General features: G+C 74.1%; 23 protein-coding genes. 10 read left to right on the forward strand and 13 right to left on the reverse strand.

Annotated elements, in window-relative coordinates; all coding sequences use genetic code 11:
• Positions 1-179 precede the first annotated feature (179 nt).
• The gene (locus ACZ4V6_RS14315; RefSeq protein WP_467826554.1) at positions 180-1598 is read right to left on the reverse strand and encodes a HEAT repeat domain-containing protein; all 1419 of its coding nucleotides are present in this window, start codon (positions 1596-1598) and stop codon (positions 180-182) included.
• Positions 1599-1920: 322 nt separating this feature from the next.
• The gene (locus ACZ4V6_RS14320; protein ID WP_467826556.1) at positions 1921-2313 is read right to left on the reverse strand and encodes an ankyrin repeat domain-containing protein; all 393 of its coding nucleotides are present in this window, start codon (positions 2311-2313) and stop codon (positions 1921-1923) included.
• Between the two features lie 312 nt (positions 2314-2625).
• On the opposite strand from ACZ4V6_RS14320, the gene ACZ4V6_RS14325 reads away from it, so the two are divergent.
• Together ACZ4V6_RS14325 and ACZ4V6_RS14330 are read left to right on the forward strand one after the other, a co-directional pair.
• Positions 2626-2820: a hypothetical protein gene (locus tag ACZ4V6_RS14325; RefSeq protein ID WP_077797822.1), complete on the forward strand. Its 195-nt coding sequence runs from the start codon at positions 2626-2628 to the stop codon at positions 2818-2820.
• A gap of 49 nt (positions 2821-2869) precedes the next feature.
• Complete coding sequence (locus ACZ4V6_RS14330; protein WP_467826559.1) at positions 2870-4732, forward strand: hypothetical protein; 1863 nt, start codon at positions 2870-2872, stop codon at positions 4730-4732.
• A 66-nt stretch (positions 4733-4798) separates the two neighbouring features.
• On the opposite strand, the gene ACZ4V6_RS14335 is transcribed toward ACZ4V6_RS14330, so the two are convergent.
• Positions 4799-6298, reverse strand: a complete 1500-nt coding sequence (locus ACZ4V6_RS14335; protein ID WP_467826561.1) for an SCO1417 family PLP biosynthesis transcription factor — start codon at positions 6296-6298, stop codon at positions 4799-4801.
• 30 nt (positions 6299-6328) lie between these two features.
• On the opposite strand from ACZ4V6_RS14335, the gene yczE reads away from it, so the two are divergent.
• The 4 genes from yczE (at position 6329) to ACZ4V6_RS14355 (ending at position 9890) form a co-directional block, all read left to right on the forward strand.
• Complete coding sequence (yczE, locus tag ACZ4V6_RS14340) at positions 6329-7063, forward strand: membrane protein YczE (protein ID WP_467827363.1); 735 nt, start codon at positions 6329-6331, stop codon at positions 7061-7063.
• Positions 7060-7827: a glycerophosphodiester phosphodiesterase gene (locus ACZ4V6_RS14345; RefSeq protein ID WP_467826563.1), complete on the forward strand. Its 768-nt coding sequence runs from the start codon at positions 7060-7062 to the stop codon at positions 7825-7827. The genes yczE and ACZ4V6_RS14345 overlap by 4 nt, the downstream gene beginning before the upstream one ends.
• A 62-nt stretch (positions 7828-7889) precedes the next feature.
• Complete coding sequence (locus ACZ4V6_RS14350) at positions 7890-9236, forward strand: MFS transporter (RefSeq protein ID WP_467826565.1); 1347 nt, start codon at positions 7890-7892, stop codon at positions 9234-9236.
• A gap of 279 nt (positions 9237-9515) precedes the next feature.
• Positions 9516-9890: an RNA polymerase-binding protein RbpA gene (locus ACZ4V6_RS14355; protein ID WP_003977404.1), complete on the forward strand. Its 375-nt coding sequence runs from the start codon at positions 9516-9518 to the stop codon at positions 9888-9890.
• 132 nt (positions 9891-10022) lie between these two features.
• Here the strand turns inward: ACZ4V6_RS14355 and fxsA are convergent, their stop codons facing one another.
• The 4 genes from fxsA to ACZ4V6_RS14375 all read right to left on the reverse strand — a co-directional run bounded on the left by fxsA (position 10023) and on the right by ACZ4V6_RS14375 (position 14190).
• Complete coding sequence (fxsA, locus tag ACZ4V6_RS14360; protein ID WP_467826567.1) at positions 10023-10595, reverse strand: FxsA family membrane protein; 573 nt, start codon at positions 10593-10595, stop codon at positions 10023-10025.
• A 46-nt stretch (positions 10596-10641) separates the two neighbouring features.
• Positions 10642-11541, reverse strand: a complete 900-nt coding sequence (locus ACZ4V6_RS14365) for a glycosyltransferase (RefSeq protein ID WP_467826569.1) — start codon at positions 11539-11541, stop codon at positions 10642-10644.
• 525 nt (positions 11542-12066) lie between these two features.
• Positions 12067-13671: an amidohydrolase gene (locus tag ACZ4V6_RS14370; RefSeq protein ID WP_467826572.1), complete on the reverse strand. Its 1605-nt coding sequence runs from the start codon at positions 13669-13671 to the stop codon at positions 12067-12069.
• 78 nt (positions 13672-13749) lie between these two features.
• The gene (locus tag ACZ4V6_RS14375; RefSeq protein ID WP_004002750.1) at positions 13750-14190 is read right to left on the reverse strand and encodes an Lrp/AsnC family transcriptional regulator; all 441 of its coding nucleotides are present in this window, start codon (positions 14188-14190) and stop codon (positions 13750-13752) included.
• 267 nt (positions 14191-14457) lie between these two features.
• Between ACZ4V6_RS14375 and ACZ4V6_RS14380 the strand changes: the two genes are divergently transcribed.
• Positions 14458-14895, forward strand: a complete 438-nt coding sequence (locus tag ACZ4V6_RS14380; protein ID WP_467826576.1) for a hypothetical protein — start codon at positions 14458-14460, stop codon at positions 14893-14895.
• Positions 14896-15100: 205 nt separating this feature from the next.
• Positions 15101-15382 carry a hypothetical protein gene (locus ACZ4V6_RS14385; RefSeq protein ID WP_467826578.1) on the forward strand — a complete coding sequence of 94 codons (282 nt, stop codon included), beginning with the start codon at positions 15101-15103 and terminating at the stop codon, positions 15380-15382.
• On the opposite strand, the gene ACZ4V6_RS14390 is transcribed toward ACZ4V6_RS14385, so the two are convergent.
• The 4 genes from ACZ4V6_RS14390 to ACZ4V6_RS14405 all read right to left on the reverse strand — a co-directional run bounded on the left by ACZ4V6_RS14390 (position 15345) and on the right by ACZ4V6_RS14405 (position 19138).
• Positions 15345-16517, reverse strand: coding sequence for an acyl-CoA dehydrogenase family protein (locus tag ACZ4V6_RS14390; RefSeq protein WP_467826580.1), 1173 nt, complete (start codon positions 16515-16517; stop codon positions 15345-15347). The two genes, ACZ4V6_RS14385 and ACZ4V6_RS14390, sit on opposite strands and share 38 nt — an antisense overlap.
• Before the next feature lie 180 nt (positions 16518-16697).
• Entirely contained in the window at positions 16698-17228 is a 531-nt protein-coding gene (locus ACZ4V6_RS14395; RefSeq protein WP_467826582.1) for a hypothetical protein, read from the reverse strand.
• Positions 17229-17483: 255 nt separating this feature from the next.
• A complete protein-coding gene (locus ACZ4V6_RS14400) occupies positions 17484-17624 on the reverse strand; it encodes an SCO1431 family membrane protein (protein WP_467826584.1) in 141 nt (46 codons plus the stop codon).
• Positions 17625-17767: 143 nt separating this feature from the next.
• Positions 17768-19138: a peptidase C39 family protein gene (locus tag ACZ4V6_RS14405; protein ID WP_467826587.1), complete on the reverse strand. Its 1371-nt coding sequence runs from the start codon at positions 19136-19138 to the stop codon at positions 17768-17770.
• 232 nt (positions 19139-19370) lie between these two features.
• Between ACZ4V6_RS14405 and ACZ4V6_RS14410 the strand changes: the two genes are divergently transcribed.
• Positions 19371-20036, forward strand: a complete 666-nt coding sequence (locus tag ACZ4V6_RS14410) for a uridine kinase family protein (RefSeq protein WP_467826589.1) — start codon at positions 19371-19373, stop codon at positions 20034-20036.
• Between the two features lie 454 nt (positions 20037-20490).
• Positions 20491-22356, forward strand: a complete 1866-nt coding sequence (locus ACZ4V6_RS14415; RefSeq protein ID WP_467826591.1) for an AAA family ATPase — start codon at positions 20491-20493, stop codon at positions 22354-22356.
• Between the two features lie 176 nt (positions 22357-22532).
• On the opposite strand, the gene ACZ4V6_RS14420 is transcribed toward ACZ4V6_RS14415, so the two are convergent.
• Positions 22533-23609: a hemolysin family protein gene (locus ACZ4V6_RS14420; protein WP_467826594.1), complete on the reverse strand. Its 1077-nt coding sequence runs from the start codon at positions 23607-23609 to the stop codon at positions 22533-22535.
• Positions 23606-24937, reverse strand: coding sequence for a hemolysin family protein (locus tag ACZ4V6_RS14425; protein ID WP_467826597.1), 1332 nt, complete (start codon positions 24935-24937; stop codon positions 23606-23608). Before ACZ4V6_RS14425 ends, ACZ4V6_RS14420 begins: the two co-directional genes overlap by 4 nt.
• Between the last annotated feature and the right edge of the window lie 97 nt (positions 24938-25034).

Consider the following 25034-nt stretch of genomic DNA (forward strand, 5'->3'; position numbering starts at 1 on the left):
ATGGGTATCGGGGGATCGTTGAACGATCCCCCGCGGCGCTCCCGGGCGCTCCCGGGCGCTCCCGCGGCGCTCCCGGGCACCGGGGACGAGGAGCCCGGCGAGGCCCCGGCCGGGCGGACGGGACCGGCGCCTCGTCCGGTGACGGCCGCGGCGACGCGCCCCGCCCGGAGCGGCGCGGGTCACACGGCCGGCGCGTCCGGGCCGAAGCGGCTGCGTACGGCCGTCTGGACCTCGTCCTCCTCGGCCGGGTCTGCGGCGAGCCTGCGCAGCCGTTCGACGACGCGGTTGTCGCCGGTCTCGGCGTACCGGGCGGCCAGTTCCCGGGTCGTCTCCTCGCAGTCCCACAGGCACTCGACGGCGAAGCCGGCGGCGAAGGACGGGTCGGTGACGGCCAGCGCGCGGGCGGCGCGGCCACGCAGATGGGAGGAGGCGGTCTCACGGTAGATGTGGCGCAGGACGGGCGCGGCGCACGCGATGCCGAGCCGGCCGGCACCGTCGACGAGGGTCCACAGGGTGGGCGCGTCGGGGCCCTCGCCCCGCACCGCCTCCCGCAGTGCGGCGAGGACGAGCCCGCTGTCCTGGGCGCCGCCCCGGCAGGCGAGCACGCGTCCGGCGGCGGCGCCCAGGGCGTCGGGCCGGTGGGCCCAGCCGCGCGCGCGGTCGACCGCGGCGGGGCCGCGCATGCGCTCGAAGGCGGCGACGGCGGCCTCCACGACGGGCGCCGGGCCGGTGGCCACGGCGCTCTCGATCAGACCGAGGGCATCGGGGTCGTCGCGGTCGGCGAGATAGCGCAGGGCCGTGCAGCGGGCGCCCTCGGTGCCGGACCGCGCGGCCTCGACGATCTCGGCCCGGTCGTCGGGGCCGGCGACCGCGGTGAGGCAGCGGGCGGCGGGGACGTGGAGCGCGGCACCGCGCTCGACCCCCTGCTGGGCCCACTCGAACACGGCCCGGACGCTCCAGCCCGGGCGCGGGCCGGCGGGACTCATCTGCCGCTGCCAGCGGTCGAAACAGCCCGCCTCGTGGGCGGCACGCACGCGCGTGGCGATCGATTCGCGCGGGTCATCGGCCCACAGCCGCCAGGGCCTGGGCTCGAAGGCGTCGCGCACGGCGGCGGCCAGCTCGGCGTCGCCCTCGGGATCCCGCGGGAAGCGGGCCAGGACGGGCGCGGCCAGGGCGCGCAGCCCCGCGTCGTCGTCACGCAGCGCCAGCTCGTCCAGGGCCCAGGCCCAGTTGACCCCGTGGGCGGCGTAGCGGCGCAGCAGCCGGAGCGCGTCGCGCCTGCCGTAGGAGGCGAGGTGACCGAGGACCGCGAGGGCCAGCCCGGTGCGCGACTCGTCGGAGTCGAGGACGTCCTCGGGGTCGAAGAGGTGGGTCTCGATCGCGTCCAGCTCGCCGTGCAGGTCGAGGTAGAGGCGGGCGTAGTACAGGGAGCGGTTCTCCACCTGCCAGTCGTGGCGGGGATCGCGCAGCACGCAGTGGTTCAGTGCCGCGAGCGCTTCGGCCCGCGGGGCGGTGAGCGCGTGCAGCGTGCCGTCGCCGCGACCCCGCTGCAGCAGGCCGAGCAGGGTGCCGCTGGGCGCTATGACCGGATCGAACATGGGAAACAGCCTCACATCAAGCGTCGACGCAACCGGGAACCATGCGTTACCTGACCGCGCGACAACACGTCGGAGCGCCCGCCGTCTCTTGCTTGCTGCGAACCATGTTTCTCTGCCTCTCGTCGGTGGCCCATGCGGGCCGCGTCACGGCCCGCGCGGTGCGGCAACACCTGCCCAGCCATCACGTCCGTGAACCACGTCGTCATGATGACCCGGCGGTCACATCTGCCGCGACCGAAATTTCGGCGGCCCCGTACCGCCTCCCCCGTTTACCGTGTTTCCCCTGGTCAACGCGTCGGACCAGGGGTGGATCAGCTGCGACTCACGCCGCCCCGAACAACTCCAGCAGCTCGGTCCGGGCGAACATCCGCGCCGTGTCGACCGCCGACGGGGTGCCCGCGGCGGGATCCGCGCCGGCCTCGAGGAGCGCCTTGGCCACGTCCGTCTCCCCCTTGAAGGCCGCACCGGCGAGCGGGGTCTGGCCCCGGTCGTTGACCCGGTCCACGTCGGCGCCGCGGGCCAGCAGCGCGCGGACCGCGTCGGCGTGGCCGTGGTAGGCGGCGAGCATGACGAGGGAGTCACCCCGGTCGTTGGTGAGGTTGGCCGGAACGCCGGCGTCCACATAGGCCACCAACTCCTCGGTCCGCCCCTGCCGGGCCAGATCGAAGATCTTGGTCGCCAGCTCCACGACCTCGGGATCGGGGGCTTCACTCATCGGCCGGACCACCTCTCACTCACGAACGTACGGACGTCGGGGACTGCGTGTGCGCACGGCCGCGAGCGGTGCGGCCGTACGAGTGAATCGCCAGGGTACTGGCTCGCGCCGCACAGGAGCGGACGCGCCCGAGGCGAAGATCGTCACGGATCCGGCCGGGCGCGGAACCCGTGCGCGGCCGGACCGGGGACCGTTCCGCCACACGGGGCAATTTCACCGAAATTACCCCATTTGCACCTTTTATCGTATGGATTCATCCTGTGATCCTGGAAGTACTCATGGTGACTGTCCCCGCGAACCAGGAGAACTCACATGATCCTCTCGATCTCAGGCGTGGTCCTGCTCGGCATCGTCCTCTTCATCTTCTGCCGCAAGGACGGCCTCAAGGCCTTGCACGCACTGGTCGCGGTCCTGTTCGGCTTCTACCTCGCGAGCACGGCCATCGCCCCGAGCATCAGGGCGGGCGGCGAGAGCCTGGCGGGCCTCCTCGGCGGAATCAAGTTCTGACGGCCGGGCCCGCCCGAGAACCGCACGTACGGACTCCCAGGAGGCAGCAGTGGCCCGGCGGCCCCTCCCCCGCATTCTGAGCAACGGCGGCGCCCAGCTCGCCCGGAGCCGGGAGCTGGCCCGGACGGCGGCCGACAGCGCCACGGACGTCCTCCAGCCGCTCATCACGATCGCCCGCGGTCTGCGCCGGCTGGCCTCGGCCGCCCGGCGCAGATGGACCGGGACCCCCAAGGACCGGCGCGGTGCGCTGCTGTTCCTGACGGCCTCCGTGGTCCTGGTCGTGGCACTGGCGCCGTACGGCCCGCTGCTCGCCGTCATCGCCCTGATGACGGCGGCGGCGTGGCAGGGCAGGGACCGCACACCGCCGGAGCCGGACGGCCCCGACGACGCCCAGGCCCAGCGGCTCAGGTCGCTCTACGAGGCGCTGGTCCCGTACTTCTCGATCGCCGAGGACCCCGAGCCGCTCTACGTCCACGGCGGCGCGTGGGAGAAGGCGTTCCCGGCCTACGAGTTCGACGACGCCGGCCGTGTCACCGAGCTGGTGATCCACTACCCGGCGTACTTCACCGACGGGGAGGCGCGGTCCCGGGCCCGGATCGAGCACCTGCTCACCGCCAAGGCCGGCCGGGGCCGCGAGTACCACTACACGTGGGACGAGGAGGCCAACCACCTCACGGTCACCGTCCTCGCCCCGCTGCCCACCGACATCGCCGCCCAGCGCTTCGTCACGGCACCCGGCGAGACGGTCCTGGGCTTCACCGACCCGACCGGGGTGCAGCGCACCCTTCCGCTCACCCACGGCGAGGAGCGGCGGGACGTGCCGCCGGTCGTCTGGCGCACGGGCGTCCGCTCCACCGAGCCGCACCTGCTGGTCCTCGGGCAGCCGGGCGCCGGCACCTCCACCCTGCTGCGCTCGATCGCCCTGCAGGCCCTGCACCACGGCGACCTGGTCATCGTGGACGGCGGCGCCACCGGCGAGTACGCCTGTCTGACCGGGCGCGACTGCGTCCTGGCCGTCGAGTGCGGCCTTGCCGGGGCGCTGACCAGCCTCGAGTGGGCCGCCCACGAGACGGAGCGCCGGCTGATCGCCGTCAACCGGGCCCGGCAGGAGGGCGAGCCGGCGCCCGACGACACCCGGCGGCCCCTGTGGATCCTCGTGGACCGCCCCAGCGCGTTCACGCACCTCGCCGCCGCGGACGGCCGCAGGGACCCCCAGTCCCTGCTCCAGATCCCGCTGCGGCACGGCCGGGCGGCGAACGTGACGGTGGTCGTCGCCGACCAGCTGGACGCGCTGGACGGCCTCTGCGACGCCGTGCGGCAGCACACGCGCGCGCGGGTGGTGCTCGGTCCGGCCACGACCGACGAACTGGCGACCGTGCTGGGCGCCGCCCCGCACACCACGCCCGTCGACCAGGTGCCGCCCGGCCGCGGCTACGCCCGCCTCGGCACGGGCCCGGTGCACCGGCTCCAGGTGCCGGCCACGCCGGACCCCTACGACGACGCCACGAGCGACGCGCACCGGCAGGCGGTCCTCGACCTGCTGCCGCCGCGCACGACGCCCGCCGACGGGGAGCAGGCGGCCGTGCCCGCGAAGGCGAGGCCGCACACGATCCTGATCAAGACGAAGGACGTCCCGGCCGAGACGCGGACCGTCGCCACCGAGGGGACGGCGCGGCTCGGGACGAAGACCGCCCCCGCCGGGACCGGTACGGCCCCCGGGGAGACCGGGAACGACCCCGGCGAGCCCGAGTCCGGGCCGGGCGGCGCCACCCCCGCACCGGAGCGGGCCGCCGGGGAGACCGCCCCCACCGGTGCGGCGCCGGCCGAGCCGGCCGCAACGCGCCCCGCCCCCGTCGAGGCCGTGACCGCGGAGACCGTTCCCGCCAAGGCCGGCGCGGCGGAGACGACCTGACCCGCGGACCCGGTCCAGAGGCGTCGGCCCCGGCCGGGCCCGGGGCCGACGCCGCCACCGGTCCCGCTAGGCCACGAAGGTCCGGGGCGCCTCGCTCCCCCCGGCGCCGCCGTTCTCCACCAGCCGGGCCGCCGCGGCCAGTCGCGCGGCCGCCTCCTCCGCCACCGCCCCGCCGACGGTGAAGGGCAGCCGGACGTACCCCTCGAAGGCCCCATCGACCCCGAACCTCGGGCCGGACGGGACCCGCACCCCCACCCGCTCCCCCGCCTCGGCGAGCCGCGAGCCCGACAGTCCGCCGGAACGCACCCACAGGGTGAGGCCGCCGCGCGGCACCTCGAACTCCCAGTCCGGCAGCTCGCGCCGCACCGCCGCCACCAGCTCGTCACGGTTCTGCCGGGCCTGCTCGCGGCGCATCCGCACCGCCTGCTCCCAGCCGCCCGTGCTGAACAGCCAGTTCACCGCCAGCTGCTCCAGCACCGGCGTGCCCAGGTCGGCGTAGGCGCGTGCGGCGACCAGACTGCGGATCACGTCGGGCGCGGCGCGGACCCAGCCGATGCGCATGCCGGCCCAGAAGGCCTTGCTGGCGGAGCCGACGGTGACGACCGTGGAGCCGGCCGGGTCGAAGGCGCAGACCGGGCGGGGCATCTCGACGTCGTCCTCGAGCCACAGTTCGCTCATCGTCTCGTCGGCGACCAGGACGGTGCCGGCCGACCGGGCCGCGTCCACCAGCCGCCGCCGCTGGTCGTCGTCGGCGAGCGCGCCGGTGGGGTTGTGGAAGTCGGCGACGACGTAGGCGATGCGGGGCGCGGCCTCGCGCAGCACCTGCCGCCAGCGGTCCACGTCCCAGCCGGTGAGGCCCTCGGCCATCGCGACGGGGACCAGGCGCGCCCCCGCCTCGCGCATCAGCTGGAGGATGTTGGCGTACGACGGCGACTCGACGGCGATGCGCTCGCCGCGCCCCCCGAAGAGGTGACAGATCGCGTCGATCGCGCCCATGGCGCCCGTGGTCACCATGATCTGCTCGGGCATGGTCGGGATGCCGCGCGCGGTGTAGCGCTCGGCGATCATCGACCGCAGCGCGGGCAGCCCGGCGGGGTAGTCGCCGTGGGTGTGCGCGTAGGGCGGCAGTTCCTCCAGGGCGCCCTGTACCGCGCGGGTGAGCCAGGGTTCGGGCGCGGGCAGCGCCGCGCAGCCGAGGTCGATCATCGAGCCGAGGGCCTCGGGCGGCAGGGGCTCCAGGCCGCGCGCGGGCAGGGGGTTCCCGGCCGGTACGGCGGTCCAGCTGCCGGCGCCGCGGCGGGACTCCAGGAAGCCCTCGGCGCGCAGGGCCTCGTAGGCGGCGGCGACGGTGGTGCGGCTGACGGTCAGGGCGAGGGCCAGCTCGCGTTCGGCGGGCAGCCGGGCGGCGACCGGCACCCGCCCTTCGAGCACCAGCAGCCGGATGCCGTCGGCGAGCGCGCGGTAGGCGGGCGGACGGCGGGTACCGGGGCCGGCCGGGCGGTCCTGCTGGGAGCCGAGCAGCCGGGCGAGCTGAGCCGCCCCCACGGCCGAGGTCCACTGCGCCATGGAAATCAGTCCACCTTCCCGGAATTGGCCATGGTTGGCTCTGCTTCTCAAGCCACAGGGTGTCATGGAGCAGTCCACTACCACCACACAGGGGGGCACATCTTGTCCAGGCGATCCGGACCCGGTCATCTGTCACGGCGGCTGACGCAGCTCTACGGCGGTCTCGTGCTCTACGGCGCGAGTTCGGCGCTCCTGGTGGGGTCGGGGCTCGGACTCGAGCCGTGGAACGTGCTGCACCAGGGCCTCGCCGAGCGCACGGGCCTGTCCATGGGAGTGGTGCTGACCATCGTGGGCGCGGCGGTGCTGCTGCTGTGGATCCCGCTGCGTCAGCGGCCGGGCCTGGGCACGGTCTCGAACGTGCTGGTGATCGGCGCCGCGATGGACGCCACGCTGGCCGTGGTGCCCGACGCCCACGGCTGGACGCCGCGGATCGCCATGATGGCGGCGGGGATCGTCCTGAACGGCGCGGCGACCGGGCTGTACATCGCCGCCCGGTTCGGGCCGGGCCCGCGCGACGGCCTGATGACGGGCCTGAACCGGCGCACGGGCCTGTCGGTGCGCCTGGTGCGCACGGTGCTCGAGATCACCGTCGTGGCGACGGGCTTCGTCCTTGGCGGCACCGTCGGCGTCGGTACCCTGCTGTACGCGGTGTCCATCGGCCCGCTCGCCCAGGTCTTCCTGCGCGTGTTCGCCGTGCCGTCGGCGCCGGAAGGCAGCACGGTGGTCGCCGCCGGTCACCCCCGGCGCGCGATACTGCGGCGGTGACCACCCCGACACGCCACCCCTATCTCGACCATCCCGGCCCGATCGCCTTCGCCCACCGGGGCGGCGCCGCGGACGGCCTGGAGAACACGCTGCGCCAGTTCCGGCGCGCGGTCGACGCGGGCTACCGGTACATCGAGACGGACGTCCACGCCACGCGGGACGGCAGGCTCGTCGCCTTCCACGACGCGGCCCTGGACCGGGTGACGGACGGGGCTGGCCGGATCGCCGACCTGCGCTGGGAGGAGGTCCGCCGCGCGCGCGTGGCGGGCGAGGAGCCGGTGCCCCTCTTCGAGGAGCTGCTGGAGGCCTTCCCCGAGGTGCGCTGGAACATCGACGTGAAGGCGGAGCCGGCGCTGCGGCCCCTCCTGGAGCTGGTCCGGCGGGCGAACGCCTGGGACCGGATCTGCGTCGGCTCGTTCTCGGAGGCCCGGGTCGTGCGCGCACAGCGGCTGGCCGGACCGCGCCTGGCCACCTCGTACGGCACCCGGGGCGTTCTCGGCCTGCGGCTGCGCTCCTGGGGCGTACCGGCCGCGCTGCGCCGCTCGGCGGTGGCCGCGCAGGTGCCTCAGGCCCGGTCGGGCATCCCGGTGGTGGACCACCGGTTCGTGCGCGCCGCCCACGCGCGCGGGCTCCAGGTGCACGTGTGGACGGTGAACGATCCGGCCCGCATGCACCGGCTTCTGGACCTGGGGGTGGATGGCATCATGACCGATCACATCGACACACTGCGCAAGGTCATGGAGGACCGCGGCGTCTGGGTCTGAGCCTCCGGGACCCGCGGCCGGGGGCTCCGGCGGCGCGCGTTCACGGGGAAGCGAGGGCACGGGTGGGCACCGACACCGTGCGGACGGACGCGGCCGACGGGGCCGCCGGCCGGCGGCGCGAGCAGCGCGGCTGGTACTTCTACGACTGGGCGTGCTCGGTCTACTCGACGAGCGTGCTCACCGTGTTCCTGGGGCCGTACCTGACGTCGGTCGCCGAGTCGGCGGCGGACGCGGACGGCTACGTGCACCCCCTGGGCGTTCCGGTGCGCTCCGGGTCCTTCTTCGCGTACTCGGTCTCCCTGTCGGTGATCGTGGCGGTCCTGGTGATGCCCGCGGTGGGCGCCGCGGCCGACCGCACGGGCCGCAAGAAGCCGCTGCTCGCGGCCGCCGCGTACACCGGGGCGGCGGCGACGACCGGCATGTTCTTCCTCGACGGCGACCGCTACCTGCTGGGCGGCCTGCTCCTGGTCGTCGCCAACGCCGCGCAGTCGGTGGCGATGATGCTCTACAACTCCTACCTGCCGCAGATCGCGCCGCCCGAGGAGCGGGACGCGGTCTCCTCGCGCGGCTGGGCCTTCGGCTACGCGGCGGGATCGCTGGTCCTCGTGGCGAACCTGGTCCTCTACACCGCCCACGACTCCTTCGGCCTGAGCGAGAGCGCGGCGGTCCGCGTCTGCCTCGCCTCGGCCGGTCTGTGGTGGGGCGCCTTCGCGCTCATACCTCTGCGGCGGCTGCGCGACCGCCGCGCCCCCGCTCGGGAGGCGGCCCTCCCCGGCTTCCGGCAGCTCGCGGCGACCGTCCGCGACATGCGCCGCCGCCCGCTGACCCTGGCCTTCCTGCTGGCCTACCTCGTCTACAACGACGGCATCCAGACGGTGATCTCCCAGGCGTCGGTCTACGGCTCCGAGGAACTGGGCCTCGGGCAGTCCACGCTCATCGTGGCGGTGCTGCTGGTCCAGGTGCTGGCGGTGGTGGGCGCGCTGGCGCTGGGCCGGCTGGCCCGGACGTACGGCGCCAAGCGCGCGATCCTCGGGTCGCTGGTCGCCTGGACGGTCACGCTCGCGGCCGGGTACTTCCTGCCGGCCGGGGCGCCGGCGTGGTTCTTCGCGCTGGCCGCCGGCATCGGCCTCGTCCTCGGCGGCAGCCAGGCGCTGTCCCGCTCCCTCTTCTCGCACCTGGTCCCGCCCGGCAAGGAGGCCGAGTACTTCTCCGCCTACGAGATGAGCGACCGCGGCATGAGCTGGCTCGGCCCGCTGCTGTTCGGGCTCACCTACCAGCTCACCGGGAGCTACCGGGACGCGATCATCTCGCTGCTGGTGTTCTTCGTCATCGGTTTCACCCTGCTCGCGCGGGTACCGGTACGGCGTGCGATCGCCGACGCGGGCAACCCGGTACCCGAAAGGATTTAGCGCTCGAGACGAAAGGGCTGTAGTGTACGCGTTTGGCCTGCCAGGCGTACCGTTACTGCGCGTCAAAGGTGCCGAAACGCTATGTCGCATCTGGTGACAGAGGTGACAAACCGGACGTCGGCGGGTACTGCACTGGTTGACAAGGCTGCGGCTGCGACGGCGACGCATGGCCCGGAACGGGGACTCCGGACGGGAATCTTTACCGCCGCCCGGACGTTGACCGGATGACGACGACAGCGACACCTGTCCTGTGGGCGACAAGCCCGGGAGGCACGATTCATGAGTGAGCGAGCTCTTCGCGGCACGCGCCTCGTGGTGACCAGCTACGAGACGGACCGCGGCATCGACCTGGCCCCGCGCCAGGCCGTGGAGTACGCATGCGAGAAGGGGCACCGGTTCGAGATGCCCTTCTCGGTCGAGGCGGAGATCCCGCCGGAGTGGGAGTGCAAGGTCTGCGGGGCCCAGGCACTCCTGGTGGACGGCGACGGCCCTGAGGAGAAGAAGGCCAAGCCCGCGCGTACGCACTGGGACATGCTGATGGAGCGGCGCACCCGCGAGGAACTCGAAGAGGTCCTCGAGGAGCGACTGGCCGTTCTGCGCTCCGGCGCGATGAACATCGCGGTTCATCCGCGGGACAGCCGTAAGAGTGCGTAGTCCCCACGGGGGCTGAGCCGGACTTTCGGCGAACGCGGGCGCCGTACGTGAACTCACGTACGGCGCCCGCGTTTTGTCGTGCGCCGCGCGCCCCTCGGACTCTCGGCCCCGAATCGGAGAGCCCGGTCCGGGTCAGCGCGTCAGCGGCGGGCGGGGGCCCTGCGGGGCATCGCCCGGTTCGTCCCGGATCACCTCGCCCTGGACGACCTTGCCGTCCGGGTGGTGCATGCGGGCCTGCCGGAAGGCGTCGCCCAGGGTGCCCGGGCCGGCCTCGCGGAGCCTGCGCTCGACGGTCCGCTGCGTGTACCGGCTCACGGCCTTCTGGACCGGGGGCAGCAGGAGGAGCAGGCCCAGCGCGTCCGAGATCATGCCGGGGATCATCAGGAGCAGGCCGCCCAGCATCGTCAGGCCGTTGCCCTCGCTGTTCGCGCGGGGCGCGGGCACCACGCCGGGCTGCTGCTGTTGCAGCCTCTCGGTGAGATCACGGAAGGCCCGGCGGCCGGCCCGCTTGATGACCACGGAACCGAGCAGCAGGCCCGCGACCAGGACCAGGAGGACCACCCACCCGCTCGACGCGCCCGCGACCACGGTCAGCAGCCAGATCTCCAGCACGAGCCACGCGGCGAGGCCCAGCGGCAGGTACGTGCGCAGCCGGGAGCGCCGGGGCCGGGCGGAGGGCCTGGGGGTCTGAGCGCCTGTCGTCATGCCTCCAGTGTGCCTGGGCCCGGCTCGGCACGGGACAAGGGGGTGATCATGCCTTCTCGTCCGGCGCGTCCGGCCGCGCCGGCGCGGTCCCCCCGGCCGGTCCGCCGGTGGACCTGCCGGTCGGCTTGTCGGTCGGCTTGCCAGTCGGCCTGTCGGTCGGCCTGTCGCGGCCCAGCACCTTGCCGACCCGCTCCCCTACGCCCCACGTGGTGACCCGCCAGAGGGCCTCCACCAGGATGTCGCGGCTCATCTTCGAGTCGCCGAGCTCGCGCTCGACGAACGTGATGGGCACCTCGACGACGTGGTAGCCGGCCTTGATCGCCCGGCGGGCCAGGTCGACCTGGAAGCAGTAGCCCTGGGAGGCGACCTCGTCGAGGCCGAGCCCCTCCAGGGTCTCCCGGCGGAAGGCGCGGTAGCCGCCCGTGATGTCGCGCAGCGGCAGGTCGAGCGCCAGCCGCGAGTACATGCTGCCGCCGCGGGAGATGAACTCGCGGGACTTGGGCCAGTTCACCACCCGGCCGCCGGGCACCCAGCGGGAGCCGAGCACCAGGTCGGCCCCCTTGAGCGCGGTCAGCAGGCGGGGGAGTTCCTCGGGCTGGTGGGAGCCGTCGGCGTCCATCTCGACCAGCACGCCGTACCCGTGCTCCAGGCCCCAGCGGAAGCCCGCGAGGTAGGCGGCGCCCAGGCCTTCCTTGCCCTTGCGGTGCAGGACCCGGACGTGGTCGTCCCCGGCGGCCAGTTCGTCGGCGAGCTTGCCGGTGCCGTCGGGACTGTTGTCGTCGGCCACGAGAACGTGTGCCTCGGGGACCGCCTCGCGCACGCGCCCGACGATCGCCTTGATGTTCTCCGCCTCGTTGTAGGTCGGGATGATCACCAGGGCCGTGCCCAGGGGGCCGAACCGCCTCCCTTGGTCCGCTGCCGCGAGCGTCCCGTCGCCGTCGTTCACTGCTGCCCCTTCATGTCCGTACGCAGAGGACCACCATAGTGGCCGCGGCCTGCGATGACGTGACGGGACGTTCGAATGGCGGTGTCGTCACGGCGGAACCTGGGTAGGGATGCGCGTTTCGGACCGTTTCCCCTGCGGATGGGGGCCCGGCGCCCTTCGGGCCGGCCCGGGACCCGCTGGCTGCGGATCGACCGAAAGCCGTTGTCTACTGAGCGCCCGGGCCCCACCCGGGTCACACCTCCCGACCGGCCGTGTCGTTCCCCCGCCGCGACGCGAGCGCTGAGCCTGGCTCCCAGTGGCGGTGCGCCGGTGCGGCACACCGTCCCTGACGCAGCGGCGCCACGGCGAGTGCGCGGAGGTTCCCCGGTCGGGCGTCCGGTGGTGGACTCCGCCGAACCTACCGGCCCTGCGCCGTGACCTGTCAACACTCGTCCGACCTGCGGCTTTCGCACCAATGCCCAGGTCAGCACGACGGACGCCCGGCGTTTGCGGGTCAGAAGATCACCGCCCCGTCGGCCGGGGTGATCACTCGCCCGGCCGTACGAAGACCGTCCGGCCGCCCACCACGGTGCGCAGGCAGACGGGCAGGTCCCGGCCCGGGGTCAGGTCGGGCAGCCCGGGGGTGCCGGAGCGCGGGTCCGTCGACCAGCGCGCGACCCGGTCGTCGGGGGCCTGGACCACCAGCTCGCCCGTGCGCCAGACGGCGTAGTCCGCGGGCGCGCCCGGCACCAGGACGCCCGCGTCGTCCCGGCCGGTCGCCCGCCAGCCGCCTCGCGTGTGGGCCGTGAACGCCGCGCGCACGGAGACGCGGTGCTCCGGGGTGCGGTGGAAGGCGGCGGCCCGGACGGTGCCCCACGGGTCGAGGGGCGTGACCGGGCTGTCGGAGCCGAAGGCGAGCGGGACGCCGGCGCGCAGCAGGGCCGCGAAGGGGTTGAGGGTGCGGGCCCGTCCGGCGCCCAGCCGCTGGGCGTACATGCCGTCCTCGCCGCCCCACAGCGCGTCGAAGGCGGGCTGGACGGAGGCGGTCAGGCCGAGTTCGGCGAAGGCCGCGACGGTCTCGGGGGTCATCATCTCGGCGTGCTCGACGCGGTGACGGGCGGCGCGGACGCGGGCGAGGCCGATCTTGTCGGCGGCGGCGCGCACGCCCTCCACGACGGCGGTCACGGCGGCGTCGCCGATGGCGTGGAAGCCCGCCTGGAGACCCGCCTCGGTGCAGGCGACGACGTGGGCGGCGACGTCGGCGGCGTCCAGGTAGGCGGTGCCGGTGTGGCCGGCGTCGGCGTACGGCTCGTGCAGGCAGGCGGTGTGCGAGCCGAGGGCGCCGTCGGCGAAGAGGTCGCCCGCGGCGCCGGCCGCGCCCAGTTCCCTCGCCTTGTCGACGTCCCGTTCGGCCCAGTAGCCGACCACGCGGGGCCCGTCGCCCTCGGCCGCGAGGCGCAGCAGTCCGGTGAGGTCGTCCTCGGAGGAGATCTCCGGGCCTGCGCACTCGTGAAGGGTTCCGATGCCCAGCGAGGCGGCGTGGGCGAGGGCGGCGCGCTGGGCCTCGGCGCGCTGGGCGGGGGTGACGGCGCCCAGCGCGGCGGCGCGCACGGCGTGGTGGTCGTCGGCGGTGAGCGGGCCGTCCGTCCGGCCGGCGTCACCCGGGACCAGGTCGAGCAGGGCGGTGGTGACGACCGCGGAGTGGACGTCGATCCGGCTGAGGTAGAGGGGCCGGCCGCCGGTGGCCTCGTCCAGTTCCGCGCGGGACGGGGGCCGGCCGTCGGGCCAGCGGGAGGCGTCCCAGCCGTGGCCGAGGAGGACGCGGTCGCCGGGGCGGGCCGCGGCGAAGTCCCGGACGAGGGCGAGCGCCGCCTCGCGGGTGGGGGCACCGGACAGGTCGAGGCCGGTGAGGGCGAGGCCGGTGGACGTGGTGTGCACGTGTGCGTCGGTGAACGCCGGGGTGACCAGCGCGCCGTCCAGGTCGATCACCTCGTCCACACCGTCCGCGAAGGCGTCCGCGGCGCCCTCGGAGCCGACCCAGGCGACCTGTCCGCGTTCGACGACCATGGCCGTCGCGAAGGGGTCGGCGGGACTGTGGACCTCGCCGCGGCGCAGCAGGACGGTGGCGGGCGGGGTGGTGGACTCACTCATGGACACCAGTCTCGCCCCTCGCGCCGGGCGGTCCGCACGCAGGTCGGCGCCGCGCGGGGCCACGGCGCCCGGACGGGGTCAGATGCGCGGCGGGCGTGCCTCGTAGGGCGTCGAGAGGACCACGGTGGTCCGGGTCGACACTCCGGCCAGGGACCGCAGCCGGGCGAGGAGTTCCTCCAGCTCGTGCGGGGTGGCCACGCGCACCTTGAGGATGTAGTTCTCGTCGCCCGCCACGCTGTGGCATGCCTCGATCTCGGGGACCCCGGCCAGCCGGTCGGCGATGTCGTCGGGCGCGCTGGGGTCGAACGGTTTCACGGAGATGAAGGCGGTCATCGGCAGCCCCACGGCCTCCGGGTCGACGACCGCGGCGTATCCGCGGATGACGCCACGCTGTTCCAGCCGTCGCACCCGCTGGTGCACGGCCGACGTGGACAGGCCCGTGGCCTTGCCCAGGTCTGTGTAGCTCATCCGCCCGTCCTTGACGAGCAGCTGCACGATCTGTCGGTCCAGCTCCTCCATGGCGCAAGAACCTACAGTGCGCTTGATCTCCTCGGATACCCGAGCGGCCCGGGTCGCGCCCGGTCCGTGGTGCGGGCGGGGGCCGGCGGGCGGCGCGGCGGGGACAAAACCGCCGCACCGGACACCCGCGAGCGGCGTGTGACCAACGCCACACCCTCCGGCCCGTCTCCGTGATGTTCTCGTGATTACCCGGGAGGGGGGACGGGAAGTGCTTGCTGTGGTCGAGGCCGCAGTGCCTTCACGGCCCAGCCCGAGGGGGAGAATCCCATGCAGAGTCTTAAGCGCCCTGGTCGTACCGCGCCCAAGCGGCAGCAGCCCGTCGTCGAATCCGTGCCGGAGGGCGTCGATCCCGACGCCTTCGACGACGAGGAGCTCGACGCCTACGACACCTTCGAGATGTACCGGGTGATCTGCCCGGACTGCGCGCAGCCCATCGCCCTGCTGGCGGACGAGGAGGTGCTGCCGGAGCACGCGCTGTGCGCCTCGCCGTGGAACCCGTTCGGTCTGACCGTCTGCGCGGGCACCGGCCGCAGGGCCACCGACGCCCGTCCCGCGGACGAGTCGTTCCAGCCCCACGAGCAGGACACCGCCCTGCTGTTGACGCTGCCTCGGGGCCTCGACTGGCGGACCCAGCCCTTCTCCCACGTCGGCGGCCCGGGCTCGCGTCCGATGCGCGTGCCGGCGATGCGGCGCGAGGCCGCCTGAGCGGCCGCGTTCCCGGGTGCGCCCGGGAACGCCGTTCCCTTGCGCAGGTCCTTCCGCGCCACGGCCGCAGGCCGCCGTGGCGCGGCCGGGTGTGCCACGGCCCCGCGTGAGGGGCGCCGCACGGACAGGTGCGGCGGGTCCCGTGAACGCACGCCCGATTCCGTCGGCCGGTGACCTGTGCGCGCCGCGCCGCGTTGCCCCTGGTATGACTCCCACGTACTCGGCGACCGGGAGCCGGCGCCGCGTGTTCGTGCCGGTGCCGACGGGACCGGTTCCGCCGGCTCCGCAGCCCCCGGATCCGCCGATCTACCGCGAGTTGATGCGGACCTGGGCCGACCGCGGCCGTACCCTGCCGGGCCGCCACGACCCGGAGTGGGCCAGGCTCGCCGAGCCCCCGCGCGGGCTCGGCGCCGCCGTCGCCACCGGTGACTTCAGCGTCACCGGCACCTTCACCGTCCCTCGGGACCCGCGAGGTGACGAGCGATGACCATCCGCTGGATCTGGTTGGTGCCCTCGACGATCTGCAGGACCTTGGCCTCGCGCATGTAGCGCTCGGCCGGGAAGTCCGCGGTGTAGCCGTAGCCGCCGAGGACCTGCACGGCGTCGGTGGTGACCCCCATCGCCGCGTCGGTGCAGTACAGCTTGGCCATGGCGGCCTGCTTGGCGAACGGCAGCCCCGCGTCGCGCAGCCGCGCCGCCGTCAGGTACAGCGCGCGGCCCGCCTCGATGCGGGTGGCCATGTCGGCGAGCATGAACCGCAGCCCCTGGAAGTCGGAGATCGGCTTGCCGAACTGCCGTCGCTCGGCCGCGTAGGACACCGCCTCGTCCAGTGCCGCCCGGGCCACGCCGATCGCGCAGGCGGCGATGCCGAGCCGCCCGGAGTCGAGCGCGGAGAGGGCGATCGCGAAGCCCTGCCCCTCGTCACCGAGGCGCCGGGCGTCGGGGACCCGCACTCCGTCGAGGTGGACCTGTGCGGTGGGCGAGCCCTTGAGGCCCATCTTCCTCTCCGGCACCGCGGCGCTCAGCCCGTCGGCGTCGCCGGGGACCAGGAAGGCGGTGATGCCGCGCGGGCCCTCGACGCCCGTCCGGGCCATGACGGTGTAGAAGTCGGCGATCCCGCCGTGCGTGATCCACGCCTTGGTCCCGGTGATCACCCAGTCGTCCCCGTCCCGCACGGCCTTGGTGCGCAGGGACGCGGCGTCCGAGCCGGAGGCCGGTTCGGAGAGGCAGTAGGCGCCGAGCAGGCCGCCGCCGAGCATCGCGGGAAGGTGCTCGACCTGCTGCTCCTTAGTGCCGTAGGCGGCGAGCGCGTAGGAGGCGAGGGTGTGCACGCTGACGCCCAGGCCGACGGTGAGCCGGGCCGCGGCGAGTTCCTCCAGGACCTGGAGATAGACCTCGTAGGGCTGTTCGCCGCCGCCGTACTCGGCGTCGTAGGGCAGACCGAGCAGGCCGGAGTCGGAGAGCAGGGTGAAGACCTCGCGCGGGAAGCGTCCGGCGTCCTCCTCCTCGGCCGCGTTCGGGGCGATCTCACGCTGCGCGATGTCGCGGACGAGCGAGATCAGATCCCGTGCCTCGTCCGTGGGCAGTTGCCGGTCCACCGGCTGCGGGGCGCGGTCGGGCATGGCGACGCTCTCCTCCCTGTCGGGCACATCGGCGGACGTGCGCCTTGGGTGGAGGCGGCTCCGCCTGGTCGTTCGGGCCTGGCCGATGCTCGCACTCCCGGGTCGCGGAAGCGGCTGACCAGCGGCTGTGCGCTGTGAGTATGCCCGATCGGACGTATGGAGTCACCAGTTAACGACCGCTTACTTCGAGAAATCTCCGGCCCGCCCGCGAGGCCCCGGACCCCGGCGGCTCCCCGGCCGCCCGGTCCGCGCCGTCGACCGCACCGGCCCGGTCCCCCGCGGTGACGGACCGGACGCCTCACCGCGTTCGCGCCGATCGGCGGGCATCCCCTCCGACGGGGGCGCGGGGCGGTCCGGGACGGTCGATCCGGCCGAGGGTGGCGTCCTCGACGCCGCCCCCCAGAAGAGCAAACCCGTGCGGGCCGGCGGCCCGATGCCGGAACGGCCGTACGCGCCCTCGGCGAGGCTCGCCTCGCGCACCCCGTCGCGGATCGCGTGCGCCTCGGCGTCGAAGCCGACGCCACCGCCGGTGATCGCGCGGTACGCGGCCCGGTCGTGGCCGGCGCAGCGCGGGCGGCCGCCGGTGGTGCGGTGGACGCGGCCCGCCCGGGGCAGTCCGGTGTCGCCGGCCGCGGTGGTGACCAGGCCGGCGACGGCGTCCCGGACGATCGCCGGGCGGGAGTCCCGCTCGGGCCGGGAGCAGTGGCGCATCGGCCTCCTGGCGGCATCCGCCTGACGGGCGGTGTCGTCCGCCGAGAGCGCGTCGTACGACGTGCCGACGGGCGACCCGCGTCCGACGGCGATGAGTTCGGCACGGCGGGCCGGTGAGCGCTTCGTGCCGCCGCCCGTGGACGGGCGGCGGCACGTTGACGACTGCTGTTCGGTTGTGGCCCCACTGCCCTGCGGGCGGCGGGACTTCCGCGGTGCGGCGGGCCCGGCCTCGGGGCAGGTCATCCGCGGGTCATGTCACAGCAGACCCAGCTGGCCCACGAACATCGCGAGCACCACGACGAGGGTCCAGCCCATGATGTGCTCGAAGACCTTCGGGCCGTCGTCCTTGGGGCCGCCGGTCCGGACACGGGCGGCGGTGGCGGTGTATGCGGTCATGGCTTCTCGCTGATCTCGAACGGTTGCTGGATCCCCCGCTGACCCTGTCCACCATGCCACCGCCGGCGCTCTGCGCGGCGGAGACCTTGGTCACAGCGGACGGCCCCCGGCGCGCGCCGGGGGCCGTCGTCGCGGTGCGGTCGTCAGCGCACGCCCACCGCCTCGAGCGCCTTGCGCTGGCGGGAGCTCGGGTGGGCCGGGAAGTACAGGTAGCAGACGCCGCCGGTGCCGGAGACGACCTTGCCACTGGCGTTGTACCGCTTGGTCCTGAGCCAGATGTTCTCCCACTCGCGCCGCTTGTAGACACGGCGCACGGCCTCGTTGTCGTCCGAGGCGGGGTCGTTGGCGATCACGTCGCCGTCGGCGGTGAAGCCGATCACGGTCATCAGGTGGCCCGAGGTGCCGTAGCCGGCCCCCGTCAGTTCCCTCTCCAGGAAGGACTGGGACGTTATGGCCGGGATGCCGGCCGCGATCAGCGTCTCCAGGTCGGTGAGGGAGCCGAGGCGGGTGACCACGCCCTGGAGGTCCTCGAAGGTGGCCGCGTAGGCGGCGTTGAAGGGCCAGTTGCCGCAGCCGGCGTACTGGAAGTCGTACGTGTACCGGGCCGCGTGGCAGATCTGCGGGTCGGCGTACGAGGGGTCGACCCAGGCGAGCTGCTCCGGCGTGAGCCGGCCGCCCCAGTACTCGATGATCATCTGCGAGGAGGTGGGGCTGCACCAGGCCTCGCCGCCGTTGTCGTACTCCGGGTACTGGCCCTTGTGGATCTCCTGGGAGTAGCGCGGGACGCGCAGTTCACCGGCGAAGCCGGGCGTGGACGCCGGAACGGTGAAGCGGTCGGGGACGTCGGAGCCCATGGCGCCGAACCGCCAGACGGTGGGGGTGGCCCGCGTGCCGGGGCGGCGGTAGAGGGTGAGCCGGAGCCGGTAGGAGACCAGGCGCAGGCCGGTGGAGGCGTCGTCGATCGAGAAGGTGTCCGTCCAGACGCTGCTCCTGCCGTCGCTCTGGTCGTCGACCGAGGTCCGCCGGATGTCCTGGTCGCCGGCGGCCCAGCGGCCCATCACGTACCAGGGCGTGTCCGTGCCGTCCGAGTAGGTGCCCCTGAGCTCGGCCTGGAGCCAGGTGCCGTCCGGGGTGTGGGCGTTCCAGGAGGCGATGACCTCCGTCGAGGGCACGGCGAGCCGGTGGACGGGTGACGTCCACCTCGCGTACTCCCAGGCGGCGGTCCTGCCGGTGTGCGGGTCGGTGTAGCCGGCGGTGCCGGCCGGGGTGCCGATGACGACGCCGGGCCGGACGCCCGCGACGGGCCGGACGCCCTCGGCGGTTCCGCCCCGCCAGTCGTGGAAGGTGGTCCAGGCCCGGTAGTCGACCGGACGGGGGGCGCGGTCGGGGTCCGCGGTCGCGGTACCGGCGGCCGGCGCGGCCGCGGCGGTGGCCGGGACCGCGCCGCCGGCCACCGCGGCGGCGACGGCGGCGGCCAGGACCGTTCTGCGGGACGGCTGTTCGGCTCTGCTCATGGGTGGAAGACCCCCAGGTGTGCGAGTCGGGGCGGGTCCGTTGCACGGATGTGCGCCAACTATGGCCGCAGGCTGCCACTCCTGCCAGCACTTCTGCGCACGCCACGCCATGAACATTGGTGTCGACCAGTGGCACGGAGCAGCGCGGAGGGGCGCGAGGGCGCACGGTGCGGACGGGGCGGGGGCGCTCAGGGTGCGGGGGCTCCCCGGGAGCGGGCGGACGCCGGGGACCGTGCGGACGCGGCTAGAGTGCTGGGCGAACACCCGTCCGCCCCTCCGCTCCGCCCAGGACACCGCCATCCACGACCTCGCCGCCCGGATCCGTCGGCTGCCCCCCTCCTGCGGGCCCGTGCGCCTCGTCGGCATCGACGGGCACGCCGGGTCGGGGAAGTCCACCTTCGCCGGACGGCTGGCCGGCTCGCTGGGCGGCGCGCCGGTGCTGCACCTCGACGACATCGCCAGCCACGACGAGCTGTTCGGCTGGACCGGGCGGCTGCTGGACCAGGTGATCGAGCCCCTGCGACGCGGCGACACCGCGCGTTACGCCCCCTACGACTGGCACGCCCGGCGCTTCACGGCGCCCCGCGCCCTGCCGCCCGCGCCGGTCGTCCTCGTCGAGGGGGTCGGCGCGGGCCGCCGGGACCTGCGCCCGCACCTGGCCCTGCTGCTGTGGATGGAGTTGCCGTCCGAGGAGGCGTGGAGCCGCGGGCGGGCGCGCGACGGGGCGGAACAGCGGACGTTCTGGGACGGGTGGATCCCGGCGGAGCGCCGGCACTTCGCGACCGACCCCTCGCGCCCCTTCGCGCGCCTTCTGGTGCGGCAGAGAGACGAGGGGTACGAGGTGCTTCCGGGGCCCGCCGTCTCTTCGGAGCCTGACGGTCTCCGTCACCCTGAGTGACGACATCTCCGCAATGTGTTGAACTTGTGAAGGCCCCTCTCTCGCGACTCGCCGGAGCGCCCCAACTCTGCTTGACCCAGGGGCCGTACAGGTCTTACGTTCTCAATGTGCGGTCATTCGGAACCGCCCGCAGACGCGAAGCCCCCGGTTGTTCCCCCGTGACCGGGGGCTTCGTTCTGCCCTGAACCCGGTTCCCGGCTGCTCCACGACGCACAACGGTCACTCTGGGTCACCGCTCCGCGTGCGCCCCGCCTGCTCCCACCTCGGGAAACGACCCGCCCCTGCGCCCTTCGGGGGGAAGACCGCCGCGGGTACGATGCCCTCGGTGTGCGACCTACGGACGGCCGCTGCGCGCACCTTCCAACTCCGGTCGCCCGTACAGCGGTTGGAGCGGAGCGCCGACGGGTGACGGCCCGGTGGCATACCGACGGGGGCACGGTTCGTGGGGGACGTGATGGACTTCGGCACGCAGGGCCCGCAGGCCCCGGCCGACCTCGCCTGGCTGCGCGGCGTGGACGCCTACACCGTGGGGGCCTACCCGCAGGCGGAGGAGGAGTTCCGGACCGCGGTGCGCATCGATCCCACGATGGCCGACGGCTGGCTGGGACTGCACGCGCTGCGCGTCGACACCACGAACGCGCTGCTGCGGATGTTCCGGCACCGGGACCGCTTCGGCGAACAGCGCGCCCGGCACCGCCGTACGCTCAACTCCTGGTACTGGCTGGGCTGGTGGGTCCAGCCCGTGCTGGAGACCCCGCGCGACCTGCTGCTCGCGCACGCCTCGCACTGGCTGGACGGCCGCCACGTACCGGAGCTGGACCGGGCACTCGCCGGGCTGCCGCCGGTGGACACCGACCCCCAGGTCCGTTTCCTGCACGCCTGCCGCGCCTACCTCGTCAAGGACTGGGAGCAGCTCGTCCGGCACACCGATCCGCTGCTCGGCGATCCCCTGCTGGGCATCGAGGCCGGCCTGTTCAGCGGGATGGCGCGGGTACGGCTGGAGATGTACGGACAGGCCGAACCGCTGCTGTCGGCCGCGCTCATGCGGTGCCGCAGCGAGCAGCCGCAGCGCAAGGAGCTGCGCTACTGGCTGGCTCGGGCCCACGAGGGCACGGGCCGCAGCGCCGCGGCGCTGCCCCTGTACCGGGCCGTGCACCGCGTCGATCCGGCCTTCATGGACACCTCGGCCCGGCTGGCGGCGATCGCCGAGGGCGACGGCTACGACGACCCGGCCGATCTCGCGGGACTCGCCCCGGCCGGTGCCGGACCGGACGGCGGGGACGGGACCGACGGGCTCGATCCGCTCTTCGGCGCCGAGGAACGCGACCTGAAGCTCTCCGACCCCGTGCCGCCGCCGTCCGGGGCGCTTCCCTCCCTGACCGGTCCCCCGGTACGCGAGCGGGACGGCGCGCCGGACCCGTCCCTGCCCGCCGGGCCCACGGATCCCGCGTTACTGGAGGAAGCGCTCGCCGAGCTGGAGCGCATGGTGGGCCTCGAACCGGTGAAACGGCAGGTCAAGGCCCTGTCCGCGCAACTGAACATGGCCCGGCTGCGGGCCGGGCAGGGCCTGCCGGTCCAGCCTCCCAAACGCCACTTCGTCTTCTCCGGTCCCTCGGGCACCGGCAAGACCACCGTGGCCCGCATCCTGGGCCGCGTCTTCTACGCCCTCGGCCTGCTCGGCGGCGACCACCTCGTCGAGGCGCAGCGGGCCGACCTGGTCGGCGAGTACCTGGGCCAGACGGCCGTGAAGGCCAACGAGCTGATCGACTCCGCGCTCGGCGGTGTGCTGTTCGTCGACGAGGCCTACTCGCTGTCCAACTCGGGGTACGGCAAGGGCGACGCGTACGGGGACGAGGCGTTGCAGGTGCTGCTGAAGCGGGCCGAGGACAACCGCGACCACCTGGTGGTGATCCTCGCCGGTTACCCGGAGGGCATGGACCGGCTGCTGGCCGCCAACCCCGGGCTGTCGTCCCGGTTCACCACCCGCGTGGACTTCCCGTCGTACCGGCCGCCGGAGCTGACCGCGATCGGGGAGGTGCTCGCCGCGGAGAACGGGGACGGGTGGGACGAGGAGGCGCTGGACGAGCTGCGGTCGATCGCCGGGCACGTGGTCGACCAGGGGTGGATCGACGAGTTGGGCAACGGGCGGTTCCTGCGGACGCTGTACGAGAAGAGCTGTGCGTACCGGGACCTGCGGTTGTCCGGGTACAGCGGGGTGCTGACGAGGGAGGACCTGGCGACGTTGCGGTTGCCGGATCTGATGCAGGCGTACGGGGAGGTGCTGTCGGGGCGGGGGCCGCAGGACCCTCCGGGGATGTAGGCGTACCGCTCGGGGCGTGGTGGAGTGCCCTCGAGCGGGGCGGCGACGGGTGGGGGTCGCTCGCCCCGCTGCGGGGGCGCCTCCCCCAGGGGCATCACAGCACCCGCCCGTGCCGCCCCTGGGGGTACCTCCCAGACCGTTCAGGTGCTGGGGAGGGCGCTGCTGCCCGCAGCCACCTAGGCCGGCACCTCCTCCGGGGCTCCGCTGGCCCGCTGTTCCGCCACCGCCGGCACCTCCCGGTGGGCCGGGTCCCGGACCTCGCCGACCAGGAGTTCGAGCACGTCCTCCAGCGCGACCAGGCCCAGCACCTTGCCGGACGCGTCGGCCACCTGGGCCAGGTGGGTCGCGGCGCGGCGCATGACGGTGAGGGCGTCGTCGAGCGGGAGCTCCGGGCGCAGGGTCGTCATCGGGCGCCACAGCCGCTGGGGCACCGCACGGTCGGAGTCCTCCGCGTCGAGGACGTCCTTGACGTGCAGGTACCCCATGAAGGCGCCCGTGTCCGCCGCGACCGGGAAGCGGGAGTACCCCGTGCGGGCGGTGAGCGCGACGATCTCGCCCGGCGTGACCGCGGGGCCGACCGTCACCAGGGACTCGCGCCCGAGGAGCACGTCCGTCACCGGGCGCGAGCCCAGTTCCAGGGCGTCCTCCAGGCGTTCCTGCTCCTCCGGGTCGAGCAGGCCGGCCTGGCCGGCGTCCTCGACCAGCCGGTTGAGCTGCTCGCTGGTGAAGACGGCCTCGACCTCGTCCTTCGGCTCGACGCGGAACAGCCGCAGGATGCCCTGGGCGCAGGCGCCGAGCGCGAGGGTGATCGGCCTGCACAGGCGGGCGAAGGCGACCAGGCCGGGGCTCAGCCACAGGGCGGCCTTCTCCGGGGCGGCCATCGCGAGGTTCTTCGGGACCATCTCGCCGATGACGAGGTGGCAGAAGACGACGGCGGCCAGCGCGATGACGTAGCCGAGCGGGTGGATCACGCCGTGCGGCAGGTGGATCCACTCGAAGACCGGCTCCAGCAGGTGGGCGACCGTGGGCTCGGCGACCGCGCCGAGCGTCAGCGAGCAGACGGTGATGCCGAACTGGGCGGCGGCCATCATCTGCGGCAGCCGCTCCAGCCCGTACAGCACCTGCCGGGCCCGGGCGGTGCCGAGCGGTTCGATCTGGCTTCGGCGTACCGAGACGAGCGCGAACTCGGCGCCGACGAAGAAGCCGTTGGCGAGCACGAGCAGCGCCGCGAACAGCAGTTGCAGGACACTCATCGGGCGGCCTCCGGCACGGGGACCGGCGCCGTGCGCACCAGCCGTATCCGTTCGGCGCGGTAGTGGCCGACCTGCCGTACCGACAGCCGCCAGCCGGGCAGTTCGGCCCGGTCCCCGACGGCCGGGATGCGGCCGAGCAGGTCGGCGACCAGACCGGCCACCGTCTCGTACGGTCCCTCGGGCGGCTCCAGGCCGATGCGGCGCAGGGCGTCGACGCGGCAGCTGCCGTCGACGTCCCAGGCGGGGCGGCCGTCCTCGGGCGGGGCGGGGGCGAGTTCGGGCGCGTCCAGTCCGTCGTGCTCGTCGCGGACCTCGCCGACGATCTCCTCGACGATGTCCTCCAGGGTGACGACGCCGGCGGTGCCGCCGTACTCGTCCACGACGACCGCGATGGGCTGCTCGCTGCGCAGGCGGGTGAGCAGCGGCCGTACGGGCAGGGTCTCGGGGACGAGCAGGGCCGGGCGGGCGATGCGGCCGGCGGGGGTGCGCAGCCGGTCGTGCGCGGGGACCGCGAGGGCGTCCTTGAGGTGGACCATGCCGACGATCTCGTCGATCTTCTCCCGGTAGACGGGGAAGCGGGACAGGCCGGTGGCGCGGGTCAGGTTGACCACGTCCTCGGCGGTCGCCGAGGACTGCAGGGCGCTGACCTTCACGCGCGGGGTCATGACGTGCTGTGCGGTCAGCTCGCCCAGGGACAGGGTGCGGACGAAGAGTTCCGCGGTGTCCTGCTCCAGGGCGCCGGCCCGGGCGGAGTGCCGGGCGAGGGAGACCAGTTCGCCGGGGGTGCGGGCGGAGGCCAGCTCCTCGGCCGGCTCGATGCCGAGCATGCGCACGAGCCGGTTGGCGACGGTGTTCAGCGCGGAGATCACGGGCCGGAAGAGCCGGGCGAAGACGTGCTGCGGACCGGCGACGAAGCGCGCCACGTGCAGCGGCTTGGACACCGCCCAGTTCTTGGGCACGAGCTCGCCGATCACCATCTGCACGGCCGAGGCCAGCAGCATGCCGACGGCCACCGACACGCCGGACACGGCGCCGTCGGGGACGCCGATCGCGGTGAACGGTCCGCCCAGCAGCCGGGCGAGGGCCGGTTCGGCGAGCATGCCGACGACCAGGGAGGTGATGGTGATGCCGAGCTGGGTCCCGGAGAGCTGGAAGGACAGCTCCTTGAGGGACTCGACGACCCGGCGGGCACGCCGGTCGCCGTCGGCGGCGGCCTGTTCGGCGTCCGGCCGTTCGACCGTGACGAGGCCGAACTCGGCCGCGACGAAGAAGCCGTTGGCCAGGATCAGCAGGAACGCGGCTGCCAGGAGCAGCAGGGGGGTGGTCATGATGCCGCCGCCTGAGCGGGGACGCGCACCTCGTGGGCTCGGTCCGCGCTATGTCGGCAGGGGGCGGCGCAGGTACTGCAGGACGATCCGTCCATCG

This window comes from Streptomyces sp. NPDC029152 (genome assembly GCF_055564355.1).

Excerpts from the sequence above, each read along its gene's own strand:
- ACZ4V6_RS14380 (WP_467826576.1), top strand. The coding sequence starts at position 14,458 with ATGCAGAGTCTTAAGCGCCCTGGTCGTACCGCGCCCAAGCGGCAGCAG.
- ACZ4V6_RS14315 (WP_467826554.1), bottom strand. The coding sequence starts at position 1,598 with ATGTTCGATCCGGTCATAGCGCCCAGCGGCACCCTGCTCGGCCTGCTG.
- ACZ4V6_RS14355 (WP_003977404.1), top strand. The coding sequence starts at position 9,516 with ATGAGTGAGCGAGCTCTTCGCGGCACGCGCCTCGTGGTGACCAGCTAC.
- ACZ4V6_RS14405 (WP_467826587.1), bottom strand. The coding sequence starts at position 19,138 with ATGAGCAGAGCCGAACAGCCGTCCCGCAGAACGGTCCTGGCCGCCGCC.
- ACZ4V6_RS14395 (WP_467826582.1), bottom strand. The coding sequence starts at position 17,228 with ATGCGCCACTGCTCCCGGCCCGAGCGGGACTCCCGCCCGGCGATCGTC.
- ACZ4V6_RS14375 (WP_004002750.1), bottom strand. The coding sequence starts at position 14,190 with ATGGAGGAGCTGGACCGACAGATCGTGCAGCTGCTCGTCAAGGACGGG.
- ACZ4V6_RS14335 (WP_467826561.1), bottom strand. The coding sequence starts at position 6,298 with ATGGCGCAGTGGACCTCGGCCGTGGGGGCGGCTCAGCTCGCCCGGCTG.
- ACZ4V6_RS14370 (WP_467826572.1), bottom strand. The coding sequence starts at position 13,671 with ATGAGTGAGTCCACCACCCCGCCCGCCACCGTCCTGCTGCGCCGCGGC.
- ACZ4V6_RS14325 (WP_077797822.1), top strand. The coding sequence starts at position 2,626 with ATGATCCTCTCGATCTCAGGCGTGGTCCTGCTCGGCATCGTCCTCTTC.
- ACZ4V6_RS14420 (WP_467826594.1), bottom strand. The coding sequence starts at position 23,609 with ATGAGTGTCCTGCAACTGCTGTTCGCGGCGCTGCTCGTGCTCGCCAAC.
- ACZ4V6_RS14390 (WP_467826580.1), bottom strand. The coding sequence starts at position 16,517 with ATGCCCGACCGCGCCCCGCAGCCGGTGGACCGGCAACTGCCCACGGAC.
- fxsA (WP_467826567.1), bottom strand. The coding sequence starts at position 10,595 with ATGACGACAGGCGCTCAGACCCCCAGGCCCTCCGCCCGGCCCCGGCGC.
- ACZ4V6_RS14385 (WP_467826578.1), top strand. The coding sequence starts at position 15,101 with ATGACTCCCACGTACTCGGCGACCGGGAGCCGGCGCCGCGTGTTCGTG.
- ACZ4V6_RS14320 (WP_467826556.1), bottom strand. The coding sequence starts at position 2,313 with ATGAGTGAAGCCCCCGATCCCGAGGTCGTGGAGCTGGCGACCAAGATC.
- ACZ4V6_RS14415 (WP_467826591.1), top strand. The coding sequence starts at position 20,491 with ATGGACTTCGGCACGCAGGGCCCGCAGGCCCCGGCCGACCTCGCCTGG.
- ACZ4V6_RS14425 (WP_467826597.1), bottom strand. The coding sequence starts at position 24,937 with ATGACCACCCCCCTGCTGCTCCTGGCAGCCGCGTTCCTGCTGATCCTG.
- ACZ4V6_RS14400 (WP_467826584.1), bottom strand. The coding sequence starts at position 17,624 with ATGACCGCATACACCGCCACCGCCGCCCGTGTCCGGACCGGCGGCCCC.
- yczE (WP_467827363.1), top strand. The coding sequence starts at position 6,329 with ATGGTTGGCTCTGCTTCTCAAGCCACAGGGTGTCATGGAGCAGTCCAC.